Source organism: Ancylobacter polymorphus, assembly GCF_022836935.1.
GTDB lineage: Bacteria > Pseudomonadota > Alphaproteobacteria > Rhizobiales > Xanthobacteraceae > Ancylobacter > Ancylobacter polymorphus_A.
Genome location: NZ_CP083239.1, coordinates 901,586 through 916,616 on the forward strand (window position 1 = coordinate 901,586; position 15,031 = coordinate 916,616).

The following is a 15,031-nucleotide window of genomic DNA, read 5'->3' on the forward strand; positions in this document are numbered from 1 at the left end:
TGAGGCCATGACGTTTTCCATCGTCGCCCGCTGCCCGTCCACCGGCCTGTTCGGCGTCGCGGTTGCCACCGCCGTGCCGGCGGTCGGCTCCATGTGCCCGTTCTCGCGGGCGAAGGTGGGCGCGGCTTCGACCCAGTCCTGGGTCAATCCCTATCTCGCGCTCGGCGTGCTCGACGCCATCGCCGCCGGGCATGGCGCCCGCGCGGCGCTTCAAGCGGCACTGGCGGCGGATGACGCGCGTGAACTGCGCCAGATCGGCGTGGTTGACGCGAAGGGCGAGGCCGCCGCCTTCACCGGCGCGGAGTGCACGCCCTGGTGCGGGCAAGAAATCGGCGACGGTTTCGCGGTGCAGGGCAACATGCTCACCGGCCCCGAGGTGATCGACGCCATGGCGGCTGCGTTCCGCGCCAGCGTGGGTGCCGCGCTGGACGAAAGGCTGATGCGGGCGCTGGAAGCCGGCGACGCCGCCGGCGGCGACAAGCGCGGGCGGCAATCCGCCAGCCTTCGGGTGCAGGGCGAGGAGGATTATTGCGCGCTGGACCTGCGGGTGGACGAGCACGCCCAGCCCGTTACCGAGCTTCGGCGGGTGCTGGAAATCGCCCGGCTGCAGCTTGTGCCCTTTGTCGCGGGCATGCCCCGGCGCGGCATTGCCGCCGGGCCGGCGCCGGAGAGCGTCACCTCCATGCTGGCGCTCGCCCCGCCGGATCGGCCGGGCGGCGGCGGAAGCCGCCGCTTAACCTAAGAAGTCGGCGGCGGAAGCCGCCGTTTAACCTGAAAAAACGGCGGCCCCGCGAGGAGCCGCCGCAAAGTCGCATCGAGGAACGCTGTGTTTAAGGCCGCACTCAGTCGGTGCTGCGCGCGTTCTGCTCGATCTGGTTGGCGATATAGGGCTCGACGCCCTGGGTGTTCGGGCCGCGCATGCTGCGCGCGTCATACATCCCGCCCTCATACATGGTCGCGGCGTTGCGGCCCTCGGTAACGGTGCCGCGCTGCGACCAGTCACCCTGCTGCGTTGCATTGTGGCTCTGCGACCAGCCGGACGAAGCGCCCGTGCCGGTGTTGTAGCCCTGGGCGAGAGCCGGACCAGCGAAAGCAGCGGCAAGAACAGCACCAAGCACCGGAAGGGAAACGGTCTTCTTCATCATCAACATCCTTTGAAGAGCGCGACATTTCGACACGATAGTCAGCATCAGAACAGGTCACGCGTTCGGGTTCGACACGCATTCACCTGGCCGGATCTCCACGGCCCGGCCGGTGAATCTGCTGGTACAACGTAGGCCAGCCGCGATTGTTTCCTCGAAACCGGGCGTGCGACATCGCAAGCGCGTGATGCGGCGCAACGCACCTGCGCGGCACTGCGGCAAGGGCGAGCCACCCGAGCGCGGGGCTCCGCTATTCCCCGCGCGGAAAACGCTGGTTCTCTTCGAGAACGTTCAGGTCCATATGGTTGCGCATATAGCGCTCGGACGCCTTCTGCAGCGGCTGGAAATCCCAGGGGTAATAGGCGCCGTTGCGCAGCGCCTCATACACCACATGCCGCCGCGCCTGGCTGGCGCGCACCTCGGCGTCGAAGCGGGCGAGGTCCCAGCGCGCCCGCATCGCCGCCGTCATCCGCTCCATCACGTCGGCGCAGGCGGGGTCCGCCGCGCGGTTGACGCGTTCGTGCGGGTCCTCGTCGAGATTGGTCAGGATCGGCGGGTCGAGATCGCAGAGAATGAGCTTCCACGGCCCGTCGCGCAAAGCCACCAGCGGGGCATAGGAGCCTTCCGCCGCGTATTCCATCGGCACCGGCGAGCGCTCACCCTCCCCCCGCGCCGGCCCGACCAGGCTTTCGCCATCGGTCCAGGGCAGCACGCCGCCGAGGTCGAGCCCAACCAGTTCCGCCAAAGTGGGCAGCACGTCGAGCGTGGAGGCGGCACGCTCAACGCGGCCGGCGGGCAGGCCGGGAGCGGCCATCATCAGCGGCACGCGCGCCGAACCCTCCAGGAAGTTCATCTTGAACCACAGCCCACGCTCGCCCAGCATGTCGCCATGGTCGGAGACGAAGACGACGATCGTGTCGTCACTTAGCCGGCAACGCTCCAGCACGTCGAGCAGTTCGCCGATCTTTTCGTCGACATAGGAGATGTTGGCGAAATAGGCCCGGCGTGAGCGGCGCACATCCTCCGGCGTCACATGGCTGGCCGCATGGTCGCTCGCCAGCATCAGCCGCTGCGCATGCGGGTCTTGCTGCGCGAAAGGGATCGGCGCCACCACGGGGTCAAGCGCCGGGCAGTCCGCATAAAGGTCCCAGAAGCGCTTGCGGGCGACATAGGGGTCGTGCGGGTGGGTGAAGCTCACCGTGAGGCACCAGGGGCGCGCGTCATGGCCGCGCGCGAGGTCGTAGAGCTTGCGCGCGGCGTGATAGGCCACCTCGTCGTCATATTCGAGCTGGTTGGTGATCTCCGCCACCCCGGCGCCGGTGACGGAACCCAGATTGTGGTACCACCAGTCGATCCGCTCGCCCGGCTTGGTGTAGTCCGGCGTCCAGCCGAAATCGGCGGGGTAGATGTCGGTGGTCAGCCGCTCCTCGAAACCGTGCAGCTGGTCCGGCCCGACGAAATGCATCTTGCCCGACAACGCGGTGTGATAGCCGGCGCGGCGCAGATGGTGGGCGAAGGTCGGAATGTCCGAGGTGAACTCGGCGGCATTGTCATAGACCCGCGTGCGGCTCGGCAATTGCCCGGACATGAAGGAGGCGCGCGCCGGCGCGCAGAGCGGGCTCGCCGTATAGGTGTGGACGAAGCGCGCGGAACGGGCCGCCAGCGCCTTCAGATGCGGCGCATGGAGAAAGTCCGCCGGGCCGTCGGGGAAAAAGGTGCCGTTCAGCTGGTCGACCATCAGGATGAGAATGTTCGGGCGGGCGGGCGAAGCGGTCGGCGTCGCGGTCATGGCAGGGTCCACGCGGCAGGCTTAAGGGAGGGCCGGCAGCACCGCCGCCGGCCTCATTGAGGGTTCACAGGCCGAGCGAGGCCTTCACCGCCGGCAGGCCCGGCTTGCCGTCAATGGTGGTCACGCCATTGAGCCAGCGGCCGAGCACGTCGGGCTTGGCCTTCAGCAGCGCCTTGGCCGCCGCCTTCGGGTCCTGCCCGTCATCGAGGATCTTGCCCATCATGGTGTTCTCCATGGCGAGGTCGAACTTCAGCTGCTTGAACAGCGTCGCCGCGTTCGGGCACTCGCCCGCCCAGCCGGCGCGGGCGAGGGTGCGCACATCGGCGCCGCCGAAATTGGCGCCGAAATAGGCGTCGCCGCCGGAGAGATAGGTGAGGTCGAAGGTCTCGTTCATCGGGTGCGGCGCCCAGGCGAGGAAGACGATCCAGCCCTTGCCGTTTTGCGCGCGCTTCACCTGCGCCAGCATGGCCTGCTCACCCGATTCCACCACTTTCCAGCCCTTCAGGCCGAAATCATTGGCGTCGATCATTTTGAGGATGTTCTGGTTGGCCGGCGCGCCGGGCTCGATGCCGTAGATCTTGCCGTCGAACTTGTCGGCATGGGCGGCAAGGTCCTTGAAGTCCTTCACGCCGCCTTCCGCGACATAGGTCGGCACGGCGAGGGTGAACTTGGCGCCTTCGAGATTGGTGGCCAGCACGTCCACCGCTTTCGCCTCGTTCAGCGCGTCGATGAATTTCTGCTGCGCCGGCATCCAGTTGCCGAGGAACACGTCGATATTGCCGTTCTTCATCGACTCGTAGCCGATCGGCACCGACAGCGTCTTCACGTCCTGGGCATAGCCGAGCCCCTCCAGCAGCACGCCGGCAATGGCGTTGGTGGAGGTGATGTCGGTCCAGCCCGGGTCCGACATGCGGATGGTCTTGCAGGCGGGGGCGTCGGCCGCGACAGCGGGACCGGCGAGGAGGAGCAGGGAAAGGGCCGAAGCGGCCAGCGTCGTACGGGTCATCGGGGTCACCTCTGGAAGCATTGAGACAGGTGAGATGCTCAAGGGCCCGCCTTGTCGAGCGGCGGCTTTCCTTGCCTGAGGGGTATCAGGCAGTTAAATGTAGGAGGCTGTGAAGCCCGATATTTTCGATGTTTGACATAAACTCACTCTATGTCTGAGCGACCTCTCGACCTTGGCTGGATGCGTGTGTTCGAGGCGGTGGGGCGGCTCGGCTCCCTCACCGCCGCGGCGCGCGCGCTCGGCCTGTCGCAACCGGCGGTGAGCTATGTGGTGCGCGAGCTCGAAACCCAGCTCGGCACGCCGCTTCTGCTGCGCGGCCATCGCGGCAGCACGCTCTCCCCCGCCGGCGAGGTGCTGCACCGGGCGAGCGCGGCGGCGGTGGCGGAAATCGACGGCGCCGCCCGCGCGGTGCGCCGGCTCAGCCGCCGCCCCGTGGTGCGGCTGTTCACCGATTACGGCTTCGCCTCGTTCTGGATGATGCCGCGCGTCGCCGCCTTCCGGCAGGTGCGGCCGGAAACCGATGTGCACATCATCGCCTCCACCAGCGCCGATCCCGGGCTCGACGGGGCGGAGGATGTCGCCGTGCTGTTCGGCGCCCGGCGCGACTTTCCGCTGGAGAGCGTGCATCTGGTGGAGGAACGCATCTGGCCGGTGTGCAGCCCGGCCTTCGCCGCCCGCCACGGCCTCGGCGGCGATCCGGCGCGCCTCGGCAATCTGCCGCTGCTGCATCTGGAAAGCACGCCGCACCCGCGCTGGTTCGGCTGGAGCGACTGGTTTGCGGCGATGGGGCTGGCGCGCGGCCCGGCGGCGAGCGATCTCAGCCTCAACACCTACGGCCTCGTGGTGCAGGCGGCGATGGCGGACCAGGGCGTCGCGCTCGGCTGGGCCGGGCTGATCGACGGCGCGCTGGTCGACGGCACGCTCGTGGCGGTCGGCCCGCCTCTGGCGCGGGGCGAGACCGGCTATTGGCTGGTGCCCGGCCCCTCTCTGTCCGATCCCGCCCGCGACCTCATCGACTGGATCCTGCGCGAGGCACAGGCGGCGCCGCTGCCGGACCCGCCGCTCACCCCCGCGCGCGAAAAAGCTTCTTGACAAGAAGGTAAGATCACGCGAGCCTAGAAAACGAGCGACGGGCAAGGATGCCCATTGTCGCGGCACTTTCGGTCAACATTTCCAACGACGGCGTGTCAACGCTGGCTGGTTGGTGGCAATGACGCCCACGGCCTGACGGCCGGCGGGCGTTTTTTGCTTTGGGCTTCGGCCCGGCATTGGAGCGATACGTGGCGAAGCACTTCCGCATCGGCGTCATGTTCTCGACCACGGGACCCTATAATGTGGTCGCGCGCTCGATGCTGAACGGCGCCCTGCTGGCGGTGGCGGAGCGCCCGGCGCCCGGAATCACCATCGAGCCTGTCGTGGTCAATCCCGGCGGCGAGCTTCCCCGCTATGCCTCGCTCAGCCGGGAGCTTCTGCATGACGGCATCCGCCACGTCGTCGGCTGCTACACCTCGTCGAGCCGCAAGGAAGTCATTCCCTGTTTCGAGAAGCATGACGGCCTGCTCTGGTACCCCTCGCATTATGAGGGCTTCGAGAGCTCCGGCAATGTCATCTACACCGGCGCCTCGCCCAACCAGCATGTGCTGCCGCTGGTCGATCACGCGCTGGCGACGCTCGGCACTTCCGCCTTCTGCGTCGGCTCCAACTATATCTGGGCGTGGGAGAACACCCGCATCTTCCGCGAGGCGATGACCGCGCGCGGTGCCCGCGTGCTGGCCGAACGCTATGTGCCGGTCGGCGACACCGAGATCGACCAGGTGGTCGAGGCCATTCTGGAAGCGCGCCCGGCCTTCGTGTTCAACAATCTCATCGGCACCAGCAACTACGCCTTCTTCCGCGCCTTCCGCGCCGCCTGCGCCGCGCGCGGCATCGACCAGCGCACGACCTTTCCCGTGGTTTCCTGCACCCTGTCCGAGCCGGAGCTGGAAGAGATCGGCCAGGAAGCGGTGGACGGACACCTGTCCTCCTCGGTCTATTTCTCCTCCCTCGCCTCGCCCGCCAACGCCGCCTTCACCCGCTTCTATGACGAGACCTTCCCCGACGGCCCCACCACCTCGGCCGACGCGGAAGCCTCCTATATCGCGATGAAGCTGCTCATCCTTTCGCTGGCGGAGAGCGGCACGGATGATGTGGAGACGGTGAAGGAAGCCGCCACCCGCCAGCATCTGCTCGCCCCGCAGGGCGAGGTGCGCATCGACCCGCAGACGCTGCACGCCTATCTCACGCCACGAATCGGCATTTCCAATGCGCAGGCGCGCTTCGACATTCTGGTCGAAGAGCCCGGCCCGGTCCGGCCCGACCCCTATCTCGTCCAGTCCTCGCCGCGTTACGCGGTCGCTGCCCGCAACGCGACACTGAGAGTGGTGAAGTGATGGCACCTCGGCTGCTGCAGAACTTCAATGGCGGGCGGGCGCACATCGTCACGTCGAGCCTCACCGCGGTGGAAGCGCTGGAAAAGACGCTGGGCAAGCTCGGCGTCGCCACCGTCTATCCCGCCCTCGTCGACGGGCGGGCGCAGATCGACCTCGCGGCGCTGCAGCCCGAGCGCGACATCCTGTTCATCGACGGCGATCTCGACAATCCGGTGGCGCTCGACACCGATGCGGGGGCGCATCATCCCCCCGTTCCGGTCATCGGCCTTGTCGGTGTCGAGGCGCCGAGCCGGCTCAAGCACCTGGTGCAGATCGGCGCCTCCGCCTTCCTGCGCAAGCCGGTGCAGGGCGGCGCGGTCTACACCGCGCTGTTCCTCGGCATCAACCAGTTCCTGTTGCGGGGCGACCTCCGGGCCCGCCTCGACGACATGGATCGCCGCCGGCGGGGTCGCCGCGCGGTGGTCAAGGCCATCATCGCCCGCATGAATGAGGCGGGCGTGGATGACGACGAGGCCTATGAATGGCTTCGGCGCGAAAGCATGCGCTCGCGGCAGACCCTTGAGGCCTATTGCGAGGCGTTCGTGACGGCGAGGGCTGGCCCCCTCGATGAACCCGTGCAGTTCCGCCCGGCGGAGCCCAGCGCGGGAAAAAGATAACCTTTCACAGGAGAGTAAGATGAACGGGAAGACCATGCGGGGGCTGCGTGCCGCAGCCCTCACGGGGACGCTTTTGCTCAGCGTCGCGAACGCTTTCGCTGCCGATCCGATCAAGCTCGGCGTGCTGGAAGACCAGTCCGGCGATTTCGCCGCCGCCACCATCGGCAAGGTGCACGCCATCCAGCTTGCCGCCGAGGAGATCAACAAGGCCGGCGGCATCGATGGCCGCCCGCTCGAACTGGTCATCTACGACACCCAGTCCGACAACACCCGCTACCAGGAATTCATGCGCCGCGTGCTGCAGCGCGACAAGGTGGACGTGGTGTTCGCCGGCTTCTCCTCCGCCTCGCGCGAAGCCTACCGCCCGATCGTCAACCAGTTCGACGGCCTCGCCTTCTACAACAACCAGTATGAAGGCGGCGTCTGCGACGCCAACATGATCGTCACCGGCGCGGTGCCGGAGCAGCAGTTCTCCACCCTCATCCCGTGGATGATGGAAAAGTACGGCAAGAAGGTCTACACGCTCGCCGCCGACTATAATTTCGGCCAGATCTCGGCCGAATGGGTGCGCAACATCGTCAAGGAGCATGGCGGCGAAATGGTCGGCGAGGATTTCATCCCGCTCGGCGTGTCGCAGTTCTCGCAGAACATCCAGAACATCCAGAAGGCCAAGCCCGACTTCGTGGTGACCCTGCTGGTCGGCACCGCCCAGGCCTCCTATTACGAGCAGGCCGCCGCCGCCAACGTCAACCTGCCGATGGCGTCTTCCGTGAACGTCGGCCAGGGCTATGAGCACAAGCGCTTCAAGCCGCCATCGCTCAAGGACATGTACGTCACCACCAACTACATCGAAGAGATCGACACCCCGGCCTCGAAGGACTTCTTCGCCAAGTTCAAGGCGAAGTTCCCGGACGAGCCCTATGTGAACCAGGAAGCCGAGAACTCCTATCTCGCGGTCTATCTCTACAAGCAGATGGTGGAGCGGGCGAAGTCGACCAAGCGCGACGATCTGCGCAAGGAGATCGCCAAGGGCGATGTCTGCATGGACGCGCCCGAGGGCAAGGTCTGCCTCGACCCGAAGAGCCAGCACATGTCGCACACCATCTATCTCGCCAAGGTGGGCGCCGATCACTCCATCAGCTTCCCCAAGGTGTGGCAGGCCATCAAGCCGTACTGGCTGGGCGAAGCCGGCTGCGACCTGACCAAGAGCGACCCGAGCGCGCAGTACACGCCCTCCAACCCGCCGCCGAAGAACTGAGCGGTCGACCGCTCCCTCTCCCCGGCGGGGAGAGGGTCGGGGTGAGGGGGATCGCACGCTCCGCATTGTCCGAACCCCTCACCGACCCGCTGCGCGGGCCACCTCTCCCCAATGGGGAGAGGTAATGGAAAGCCCCATCCGGGCGGCCGCCCTGTCCCCCCTCGGCGGCTCCCGAGGCATCGCCCCGGCCCGACCCCCCAGCTTTGGCCGGGGCGATCGCCTGCTTCCCCGTGCGGCCATCTTCTCCCTCTCCCCGACGGGGAGAGGGCTGGGGTGAGGGGGCTTGGGAAGGTCTGCAAAGGCCCCTCACCGACCCGCTGCGCGGGCCACCTCTCCCCGACGGGGAGAGGAACTGAGAGAATGGTCCCACGCCCCATTCGTATTTACTCCCCGTCTCTACCTGCCTCTCGCCACACTTCCTCGCCCCCCTCGAAGCGAAAGATCAAAGGCCCCACCGCACATGGATGTCGGAACCCTCGCCTTCTCCGCGCTCTACCAGTTCGGCGACGCCTTCGCCTTTCTGGTTCTGTCCGCCTGCGGCCTCGCCGTCATCTTCGGCATGATGGGCGTGATCAATCTGGCGCATGGCGAATTCATCATGTGCGGCGCCTATGTCACCGTCTCCGCCGCCCATGCCGGCGTGCCGCTGCCGCTCGCCATCCTCATCGGCGCGCTGGTCTCGGCCGCCGTGGGCGCGCTGGTGGAAATCCTCATCATCCGCCATCTCTATGATCGCCCGCTCGACACCATCGTCGCCACCTGGGGGCTCAGCCTCATCTTCACCCAGGGCACGCTGATCGTGCTCGGCTCCACCATGGCCGGCGTCGGCACGCCCTTCGGCAGCTTCACGGTCGGCGACTATTCCTATTCGCTCTACCGCCTCGTTCTGTGCGGCATGGCGGTGCTGGTCATCGCCGGGCTCTACGCCTTGTTCAACTGGACCCGCTTCGGCGTCATGGCCCGCGCCACCATTCAGGTGCCGCACATGGCGGCCGCGCTCGGCATCGACACCCGCCTCGTCTACAGCCTCACCTTCGCGCTCGGCGCCGGGCTCGCCGGGCTGGCGGGCGGGCTCTACGCCCCGACCATGACGCTGGTGCCGACCATGGGCACCACCTTCATCATGGAAGCCTTCGTCACCGTGGTGGTCGGCGGCGCCGACGTGTTCCTCGGCACCGCCCCGGCGGCGGCCGTGCTCGCCGTGGTCAAGGCGACCATGACCTCCTGGTACGGCCAGCTCGCCGGCCAGATCGGCCTGCTGATCGCCGTCATCGTCGTCATCCGGGTGCTGCCGCGCGGCATTTCCGGCTTCCTTCTGCGCGAGCGCGCCTGACCCGGACACGAAAACTGACATGAACGCGCTCTCACGTTTCTTCGCCCGCCTCGAAGGCCCGCAGACGCTGGGCCGGGGCCCCGGCTTCTGGCTCGGCTTCCTCGTCGTGCTCGCCGGCGCCTGCGCCTACCCGCTGTTCTCCGACGGCTACACCGTCGGCAACACGGTGTATTTCTTCACCTGGATCTTCATGGCGCTCGGCCTGTGCCTCATCTGGGGCTATGGCGGCGCGCTCAGCTTCGGCCAGACCGCCTTTTTCGGCATTGCCGGCTATAGCTACGGCATCCTCACCATCAATTTCGGCGCCGCCTATGGCTTCACCTTCGTGGCGCTGCTCATCGCCATCGGCATCGCCGCGCTGTTCGCGGCGCTGCTCGGCTATTTCCTGTTCTTCGGCCGCATCTCCGGCGTGTTCCTTGGCATCGTGACGCTGTCGGTGACGCTGGTGCTGGAGCGCTTCATGGCGCAGACGGCGGGCCCGGAATGGAAGATCGGCGCCGCCCGGCTCAACGGCTTCAACGGCATGAGCAACATGCCCCCGCTCACCGTGCCCTGGCCCGGCGGCGACATCGTGCTGTTCCCCGACGTGCAGCTCTATTACGTCGTGCTCGGCCTCCTGGTGCTGGTCTATCTCGGCCTGCGTATCCTGGTGAACTCGCCCTTCGGCAATGTGCTCGTCGCCATCCGCGAGAACCCGGAGCGGGCGGAAATGCTCGGCTACGACATCCGCAAATACCAGCTCGGCACCTTCGTCATCGGCGCGGCGCTCGCCGGCCTGTCGGGCGTGCTCTACACGAGCTGGGGCCAGTACATCACGCCCTCCTCCATGGGCATGACCGCTGCCGCTCTACCCATCGTCTGGGTCGCGGTCGGCGGGCGATCGGACCTCACCACCACGCTGGTCGGCACGCTCACCGTGCTCGCCGTGTTCCAGGCGCTCACCATCCATGGCAGCCAATATGCGCTTGTGGTGATGGGCATCATGCTGGTGCTCACCGTGCTGCTGGCGCCGCGCGGCCTTATCTATGCGCTGGCGCGGCTCATCGCCCGCCCCTTCTCCAAGCGGCAGCCGGGAGACGCCTGATGCCGATGCTCCAGACCCAAGGCCTCAACAAGCGCTTCGGCGGCCTGCATGTCACCAACAATGTCGACCTGACGCTGGAAGAAGGCGAGGTACATTGCCTCATCGGGCCGAACGGCGCCGGCAAGTCGACCCTGTTCCGGCTGATCCTCGGCGAGCATCTGCCGAGCAGCGGCACCATCCTGTTCGGCGGCGAGGACATTACCGGCCTCAAGCCGTTCCAGCGCATCCGCCGCGGCATGAGCGTGAAGTTCCAGGTGCCCGGCATCTTCAAGGCGCTGAGCGTGCGGCAGAATCTCGAAATCGCGATGCAGCACCATTACGACCCGGCGGTGCTGGCCGACGAGATCGACAGGCTGCTCGCCTTCCTCAACCTCGCGCCGGAAGCCGGCCGCCTCGCCGGCAATCTCTCGCACGGCCAGAAGCAGTGGCTGGAAATCGGCATGGCGGTCAGCCTCAAGCCGCGCCTGCTGCTGCTCGACGAGCCGACCGCCGGCATGTCGCCGGAGGAAACCTTTGCGACCGGCGAAATGGTCAAGCGGCTAAACGCCGAGGGCATGACCGTGCTGGCGGTGGAACATGACATGGCCTTCGTCCGCCAGGTCGCCCACAAGGTGACGGTGCTGCATCTCGGCCGCGTCTTCGCCCAGGGTTCGATCGACGAGATCGTCGCCAATGAGGATGTCGCCGCCATCTATCTCGGCCAGACCACGGCGCACGAAACCGCTCTCGAGGCCGCCCATGCGTAAGGAAGTCATGCTGTCCACCCTCGGCCTGCGCGCCGGCTATGGCGGCAAGCCGGTGCTGCAGGGCCTCGATATCGAGGTGCGCCAGGGCGAGATCGTCGCCGTCATCGGCCGCAACGGCGTCGGCAAGTCGACGCTGATGAAAAGCCTCATCGGCCTTGTGCCGGCGATGGAAGGCTCCATCGTCTTCGGCGACCGGCCGGTGGAACACCTCTCCGCCTTCCGCCGGGCGCGGCTCGGCATCGGCTATGTGCCGCAGGGCCGCGACGTGTTCCCCCGCCTCACCGTGGGCGAGAACATCGCGGTCGGCGGCATGCGCGCGGGCCGCGTCAGCGAGGCCGACCGCGAGCGCGTGCTCGGCTATTTCCCCATCCTGCGCGAGCGCTGGAGCCAGCGTGCCGGCACCATGTCCGGCGGCCAGCAGCAGCAGCTCGCCATTGGCCGGGTGCTGGTGGCCAATCCGCAGCTCATCCTGCTCGACGAGCCCTCGGAAGGCATCCAGCCCAATATCGTGCAGGACATCGCCCGCATCATGGTGCAGCTCAACACCGATACCGGCGTCACCGTCGTGCTGGTGGAGCAGAACATCGACATGATCCGGGCCATGGCTCAGCGCTGCTATGTCATGGACAAAGGCCGCGTCGTCGCCGAACTCACCCGCGAGGACCTCGCCGATGGCGAGGCGATGCGCCGCCATCTCGCCGTCTGATCGCACAGCCAGAAATCCCAAGGAGAACACCATGTCCTGGCTCGAAAATTCCCTCATGGCTCGCAAAGGTCTCGCCAAGGGCCAGGCGGGCAGCACACACGAGATCACCGAGGCCGTGCAGGGCAAGTACCACTATGTCTACGGCCCCTATGTCGATCCGGTCCTGAGGGTCGATCCCGGCGCTGTCGTGGCGGCGGAAACGCATGATGCCTTCGAGGGCGCGATCAAGCACGAGACCGACAACCCGCTGGAAATCCTGAACTTCCCCTATCTCAACCCGCAGAACGGCCCGATCTACGTCAATGGCGCGGAAAAGGGCGACACGCTGGCGGTCTACATCAAGTCCATCGTCCCGCGCGGGCCGCAGCCGGTGGGCACGACGCTGATCATGCCGGATTTCGGCGGGCTGGTGCCGACCAAGGACACGGCGATGCTGAACGCGCCGCTGCCGATCAAGGTGAAGAAGCTGCATGTCGATGCCGAAACCGGCACCAAGTGGAGCGACAAGATCACCCTGCCCTATCAGCCCTTCATCGGCACCATCGGCACCTCGCCGGAAATCGAGGCCATCACCTCGCTGCAGCCGGATTACTATGGCGGCAACATGGACCTGCCGGATGTCGGCGTCGGCGCGGTGATCTATCTGCCCGTCAACATCGCCGGCGGCCTGCTCTATCTCGGCGACTGCCACGCCACCCAGGGCGATGGCGAACTGTGCGGCGTGGCGCTTGAGCACCCCACCGTCACCACCATCCAGATCGACCTGATCAAGGGCTGGACGATTTCTACGCCGCGGCTGGAGACGGAAGAGTTCATCATGTCCATCGGCTCGACCCGGCCGATGGAAGACGCCACCCGCATGGCCTATCGCGACCTCATCCGTTGGATGGCGTCCGACTACGGCTTCGATGAGGTGGAAGCCTACATGCTGCTGACCCAGTGCGGCCGCGTCCGCCTCGGCAATATGGTGGACCCGAAATACACGATGGGCGCCTCGATCCTGAAGTCCTACCTCACGGCCTGAGCGCCGCCCACCCTCATGGCCGGGCCAGCCCGGCCATGAGCGCCTGACATCGAAACACCCGCCATCCGAGCGACATTCCCGGACCCCCCGCCGCAACCGGCCGGGCGCCGAACGCTCCCCCATGCCCGGAGACCTGCCATGACCGCTACGCTGAAGGTCGCGACCGTCCAATTCGAGCCGACCATGTTCGAGAAGGAGCGCAACATCGCCCGGCTGGAAGCGCTGGTCGGCGAGGCCGCCGGCGCGGGCGCGAAGCTCATCGTCACGCCGGAAATGGGCACGACTGGCTATTGCTGGTTCGACCGCACTGAAGTCGCCCCCTTCGTCGAGCCGATCCCCGGCCCGACCACGGAGCGTTTCGCCAAAATCGCCCGCGCGCAGGACTGCTACATCGTCGTCGGCATGCCGGAGGTCGATGCCACCACCAACCTCTATTACAATTCCGCCGTGCTCATCGGGCCCGAGGGTGTGGTCGGCACCCACCGCAAGACCCACCCCTATATCGCCGAGCCGAAATGGTCGGCGCCGGGGAACAGTGGCCATGCCGTGTTCGACACGCCCATCGGCCGCATCGCCCTCCTGGTGTGCATGGACATCCATTTCATCGAAACCGCGCGCCTCGTCGGCCTCGCCGGGGCGGACATCATCTGCCACATCTCCAACTGGTTGGCCGAGCGCGCGCCCGCGCCCTACTGGATCACGCGGGCGATGGAGAACTCCTGCTACCTCATCGAATCCAACCGCTGGGGGCTGGAGCGCACGGTGCAGTTCTCCGGCGGCAGCTGCGTCATCGGCCCGGACGGCACCATCGAGGCGGTGATCGATACGGGCGACGGTGTCGCCTGCGTCGACATCGATCTGGAGCGCGCCCGCGCCCGCCGCATGCTCGGCGAAGCGGTGTTCGAGCAGCGCCGGCCGGAGCTCTATATGGAGCTGCCGAGCAACACCTTCACCTGGAACCCGCTCGACTTCTTCAGCCTGTACGGCCACCGCCCGCTGCCCAAGGGAAGGCGCTCGCAGGTGGCGGTGGCGCAGTTCGCCCCCTCCGGCGACGCAAACGCCAACCTTGACCGGATCGAAGAACTCGCCAAGGAGGCCCGCGCGGCCGGCGCGGAACTCGTCGTCTTCCCCGAGCGCGCCATCACCGGCCTCGACGCCCCCGCCGCCGTGCCGCTCAGCGGCGAGGCGGTGGCCCGTCTCATCGCCATCGCCACCCGCCATGGCCTGCACCTCGCCGCCGGCCTCGCCGAGGAGGAGGGCGGCACGCTGTACAATTCCGCCGTCCTCGTCGGCCCGCAGGGGGTGATCGGGCGCTACCGCAAGACCCATCTCGACGCCTCCGACCATAATTGGGCGACGCCCGGCAATGAGTGGGGGGTGTTCGACACCAAATTCGGCCGCATCGGCCTGCTCATCGGCCATGACGCCGCCTTCCCCGAGGCCGGGCGCGTGCTGGCGCTGCGCGGCTGCGACCTCGTGCTCTGCCCGGCGGCGCTGCGCGGAAACCTCACCTCCGCCCATGCCGGCACGGCGATTTCCCAGAACTACCCGATCCCCACCGGCGCCGATCCGCACCACTGGCACCTGATGCGGGCGCGGGCGGGCGAGAACAATGTCCATCTCGCCTTCGCCAATGTGCTGGATGAGGCCGCCGGCTATGGCGGCAAGAGCGGCGTGTTCGGGCCGGACACGTTCGAATTCCCGCGCCGCGAGGCGATCCTCAGCGCCGGCGAAGGCGTCGCGGTGGCGGAGATCGACACCAGCAATCTCGACACGCCCTACCCGACCAATGTGGTGCGGCGGAAGGATCTGGTGACGATGCGCCAGCCGCATCACTACCTCCCGCTCATCGGCTGAA

At 67.0% G+C, this 15,031-nt stretch carries 14 protein-coding genes; 11 read left to right on the plus strand and 3 right to left on the minus strand.

Annotation, left to right across the window (positions count from 1 at the left end; translation table 11 throughout):
• The first annotated feature begins 7 nt into the window (after positions 1 to 7).
• The gene (locus tag K9D25_RS04210) at positions 8 to 742 is read left to right on the plus strand and encodes a DUF1028 domain-containing protein (protein WP_244379536.1); all 735 of its coding nucleotides are present in this window, start codon (positions 8 to 10) and stop codon (positions 740 to 742) included.
• A gap of 100 nt (positions 743 to 842) precedes the next feature.
• Here the strand turns inward: K9D25_RS04210 and K9D25_RS04215 are convergent, their stop codons facing one another.
• From K9D25_RS04215 to choX, 3 genes are all read right to left on the minus strand, one after another.
• Positions 843 to 1,142, minus strand: coding sequence for a hypothetical protein (locus K9D25_RS04215; RefSeq protein WP_244379537.1), 300 nt, complete (start codon positions 1,140 to 1,142; stop codon positions 843 to 845).
• A 250-nt stretch (positions 1,143 to 1,392) separates the two neighbouring features.
• Positions 1,393 to 2,931: a choline-sulfatase gene (gene betC, locus K9D25_RS04220; protein WP_244379538.1), complete on the minus strand. Its 1,539-nt coding sequence runs from the start codon at positions 2,929 to 2,931 to the stop codon at positions 1,393 to 1,395.
• A 64-nt stretch (positions 2,932 to 2,995) separates the two neighbouring features.
• Entirely contained in the window at positions 2,996 to 3,937 is a 942-nt protein-coding gene (gene choX / locus K9D25_RS04225; protein ID WP_244379539.1) for a choline ABC transporter substrate-binding protein, read from the minus strand.
• Positions 3,938 to 4,087: 150 nt separating this feature from the next.
• Here choX and K9D25_RS04230 point away from each other — a divergent pair, with 150 nt between their 5' ends.
• The 10 genes from K9D25_RS04230 (at position 4,088) to K9D25_RS04275 (ending at position 15,030) form a co-directional block, all read left to right on the plus strand.
• Positions 4,088 to 5,029: a LysR substrate-binding domain-containing protein gene (locus K9D25_RS04230; protein ID WP_244379540.1), complete on the plus strand. Its 942-nt coding sequence runs from the start codon at positions 4,088 to 4,090 to the stop codon at positions 5,027 to 5,029.
• 215 nt (positions 5,030 to 5,244) lie between these two features.
• Positions 5,245 to 6,366: a transporter substrate-binding domain-containing protein gene (locus K9D25_RS04235; RefSeq protein ID WP_244450793.1), complete on the plus strand. Its 1,122-nt coding sequence runs from the start codon at positions 5,245 to 5,247 to the stop codon at positions 6,364 to 6,366.
• Entirely contained in the window at positions 6,366 to 7,022 is a 657-nt protein-coding gene (locus tag K9D25_RS04240; RefSeq protein ID WP_244379541.1) for an ANTAR domain-containing response regulator, read from the plus strand. The genes K9D25_RS04235 and K9D25_RS04240 overlap by 1 nt, the downstream gene beginning before the upstream one ends.
• 19 nt (positions 7,023 to 7,041) lie before the next feature.
• Entirely contained in the window at positions 7,042 to 8,280 is a 1,239-nt protein-coding gene (locus K9D25_RS04245) for an urea ABC transporter substrate-binding protein (RefSeq protein WP_244379549.1), read from the plus strand.
• A 460-nt stretch (positions 8,281 to 8,740) separates the two neighbouring features.
• The gene (locus tag K9D25_RS04250) at positions 8,741 to 9,613 is read left to right on the plus strand and encodes an ABC transporter permease subunit (protein ID WP_244379556.1); all 873 of its coding nucleotides are present in this window, start codon (positions 8,741 to 8,743) and stop codon (positions 9,611 to 9,613) included.
• A gap of 19 nt (positions 9,614 to 9,632) precedes the next feature.
• Positions 9,633 to 10,697 (plus strand): branched-chain amino acid ABC transporter permease, encoded by a 1,065-nt coding sequence (locus K9D25_RS04255; protein ID WP_244379559.1) that lies wholly within the window; start codon positions 9,633 to 9,635, stop codon positions 10,695 to 10,697.
• Entirely contained in the window at positions 10,697 to 11,443 is a 747-nt protein-coding gene (locus tag K9D25_RS04260) for an ABC transporter ATP-binding protein (protein WP_244379561.1), read from the plus strand. The genes K9D25_RS04255 and K9D25_RS04260 overlap by 1 nt, the downstream gene beginning before the upstream one ends.
• Positions 11,436 to 12,149 carry an ABC transporter ATP-binding protein gene (locus K9D25_RS04265; protein WP_244379567.1) on the plus strand — a complete coding sequence of 238 codons (714 nt, stop codon included), beginning with the start codon at positions 11,436 to 11,438 and terminating at the stop codon, positions 12,147 to 12,149. Before K9D25_RS04260 ends, K9D25_RS04265 begins: the two co-directional genes overlap by 8 nt.
• Before the next feature lie 31 nt (positions 12,150 to 12,180).
• Entirely contained in the window at positions 12,181 to 13,173 is a 993-nt protein-coding gene (locus tag K9D25_RS04270) for an acetamidase/formamidase family protein (RefSeq protein WP_244379573.1), read from the plus strand.
• 138 nt (positions 13,174 to 13,311) lie between these two features.
• Positions 13,312 to 15,030, plus strand: coding sequence for a nitrilase-related carbon-nitrogen hydrolase (locus K9D25_RS04275; protein ID WP_244379574.1), 1,719 nt, complete (start codon positions 13,312 to 13,314; stop codon positions 15,028 to 15,030).
• The last annotated feature ends 1 nt before the right edge of the window (position 15,031 follow it).

Excerpts from the sequence above, each read along its gene's own strand:
- K9D25_RS04210 (WP_244379536.1), top strand. The coding sequence starts at position 8 with ATGACGTTTTCCATCGTCGCCCGCTGCCCGTCCACCGGCCTGTTCGGC.
- K9D25_RS04215 (WP_244379537.1), bottom strand. The coding sequence starts at position 1,142 with ATGAAGAAGACCGTTTCCCTTCCGGTGCTTGGTGCTGTTCTTGCCGCT.
- betC (WP_244379538.1), bottom strand. The coding sequence starts at position 2,931 with ATGACCGCGACGCCGACCGCTTCGCCCGCCCGCCCGAACATTCTCATC.
- choX (WP_244379539.1), bottom strand. The coding sequence starts at position 3,937 with ATGACCCGTACGACGCTGGCCGCTTCGGCCCTTTCCCTGCTCCTCCTC.
- K9D25_RS04230 (WP_244379540.1), top strand. The coding sequence starts at position 4,088 with ATGTCTGAGCGACCTCTCGACCTTGGCTGGATGCGTGTGTTCGAGGCG.
- K9D25_RS04235 (WP_244450793.1), top strand. The coding sequence starts at position 5,245 with ATGTTCTCGACCACGGGACCCTATAATGTGGTCGCGCGCTCGATGCTG.
- K9D25_RS04240 (WP_244379541.1), top strand. The coding sequence starts at position 6,366 with ATGGCACCTCGGCTGCTGCAGAACTTCAATGGCGGGCGGGCGCACATC.
- K9D25_RS04245 (WP_244379549.1), top strand. The coding sequence starts at position 7,042 with ATGAACGGGAAGACCATGCGGGGGCTGCGTGCCGCAGCCCTCACGGGG.
- K9D25_RS04250 (WP_244379556.1), top strand. The coding sequence starts at position 8,741 with ATGGATGTCGGAACCCTCGCCTTCTCCGCGCTCTACCAGTTCGGCGAC.
- K9D25_RS04255 (WP_244379559.1), top strand. The coding sequence starts at position 9,633 with ATGAACGCGCTCTCACGTTTCTTCGCCCGCCTCGAAGGCCCGCAGACG.
- K9D25_RS04260 (WP_244379561.1), top strand. The coding sequence starts at position 10,697 with ATGCCGATGCTCCAGACCCAAGGCCTCAACAAGCGCTTCGGCGGCCTG.
- K9D25_RS04265 (WP_244379567.1), top strand. The coding sequence starts at position 11,436 with ATGCGTAAGGAAGTCATGCTGTCCACCCTCGGCCTGCGCGCCGGCTAT.
- K9D25_RS04270 (WP_244379573.1), top strand. The coding sequence starts at position 12,181 with ATGTCCTGGCTCGAAAATTCCCTCATGGCTCGCAAAGGTCTCGCCAAG.
- K9D25_RS04275 (WP_244379574.1), top strand. The coding sequence starts at position 13,312 with ATGACCGCTACGCTGAAGGTCGCGACCGTCCAATTCGAGCCGACCATG.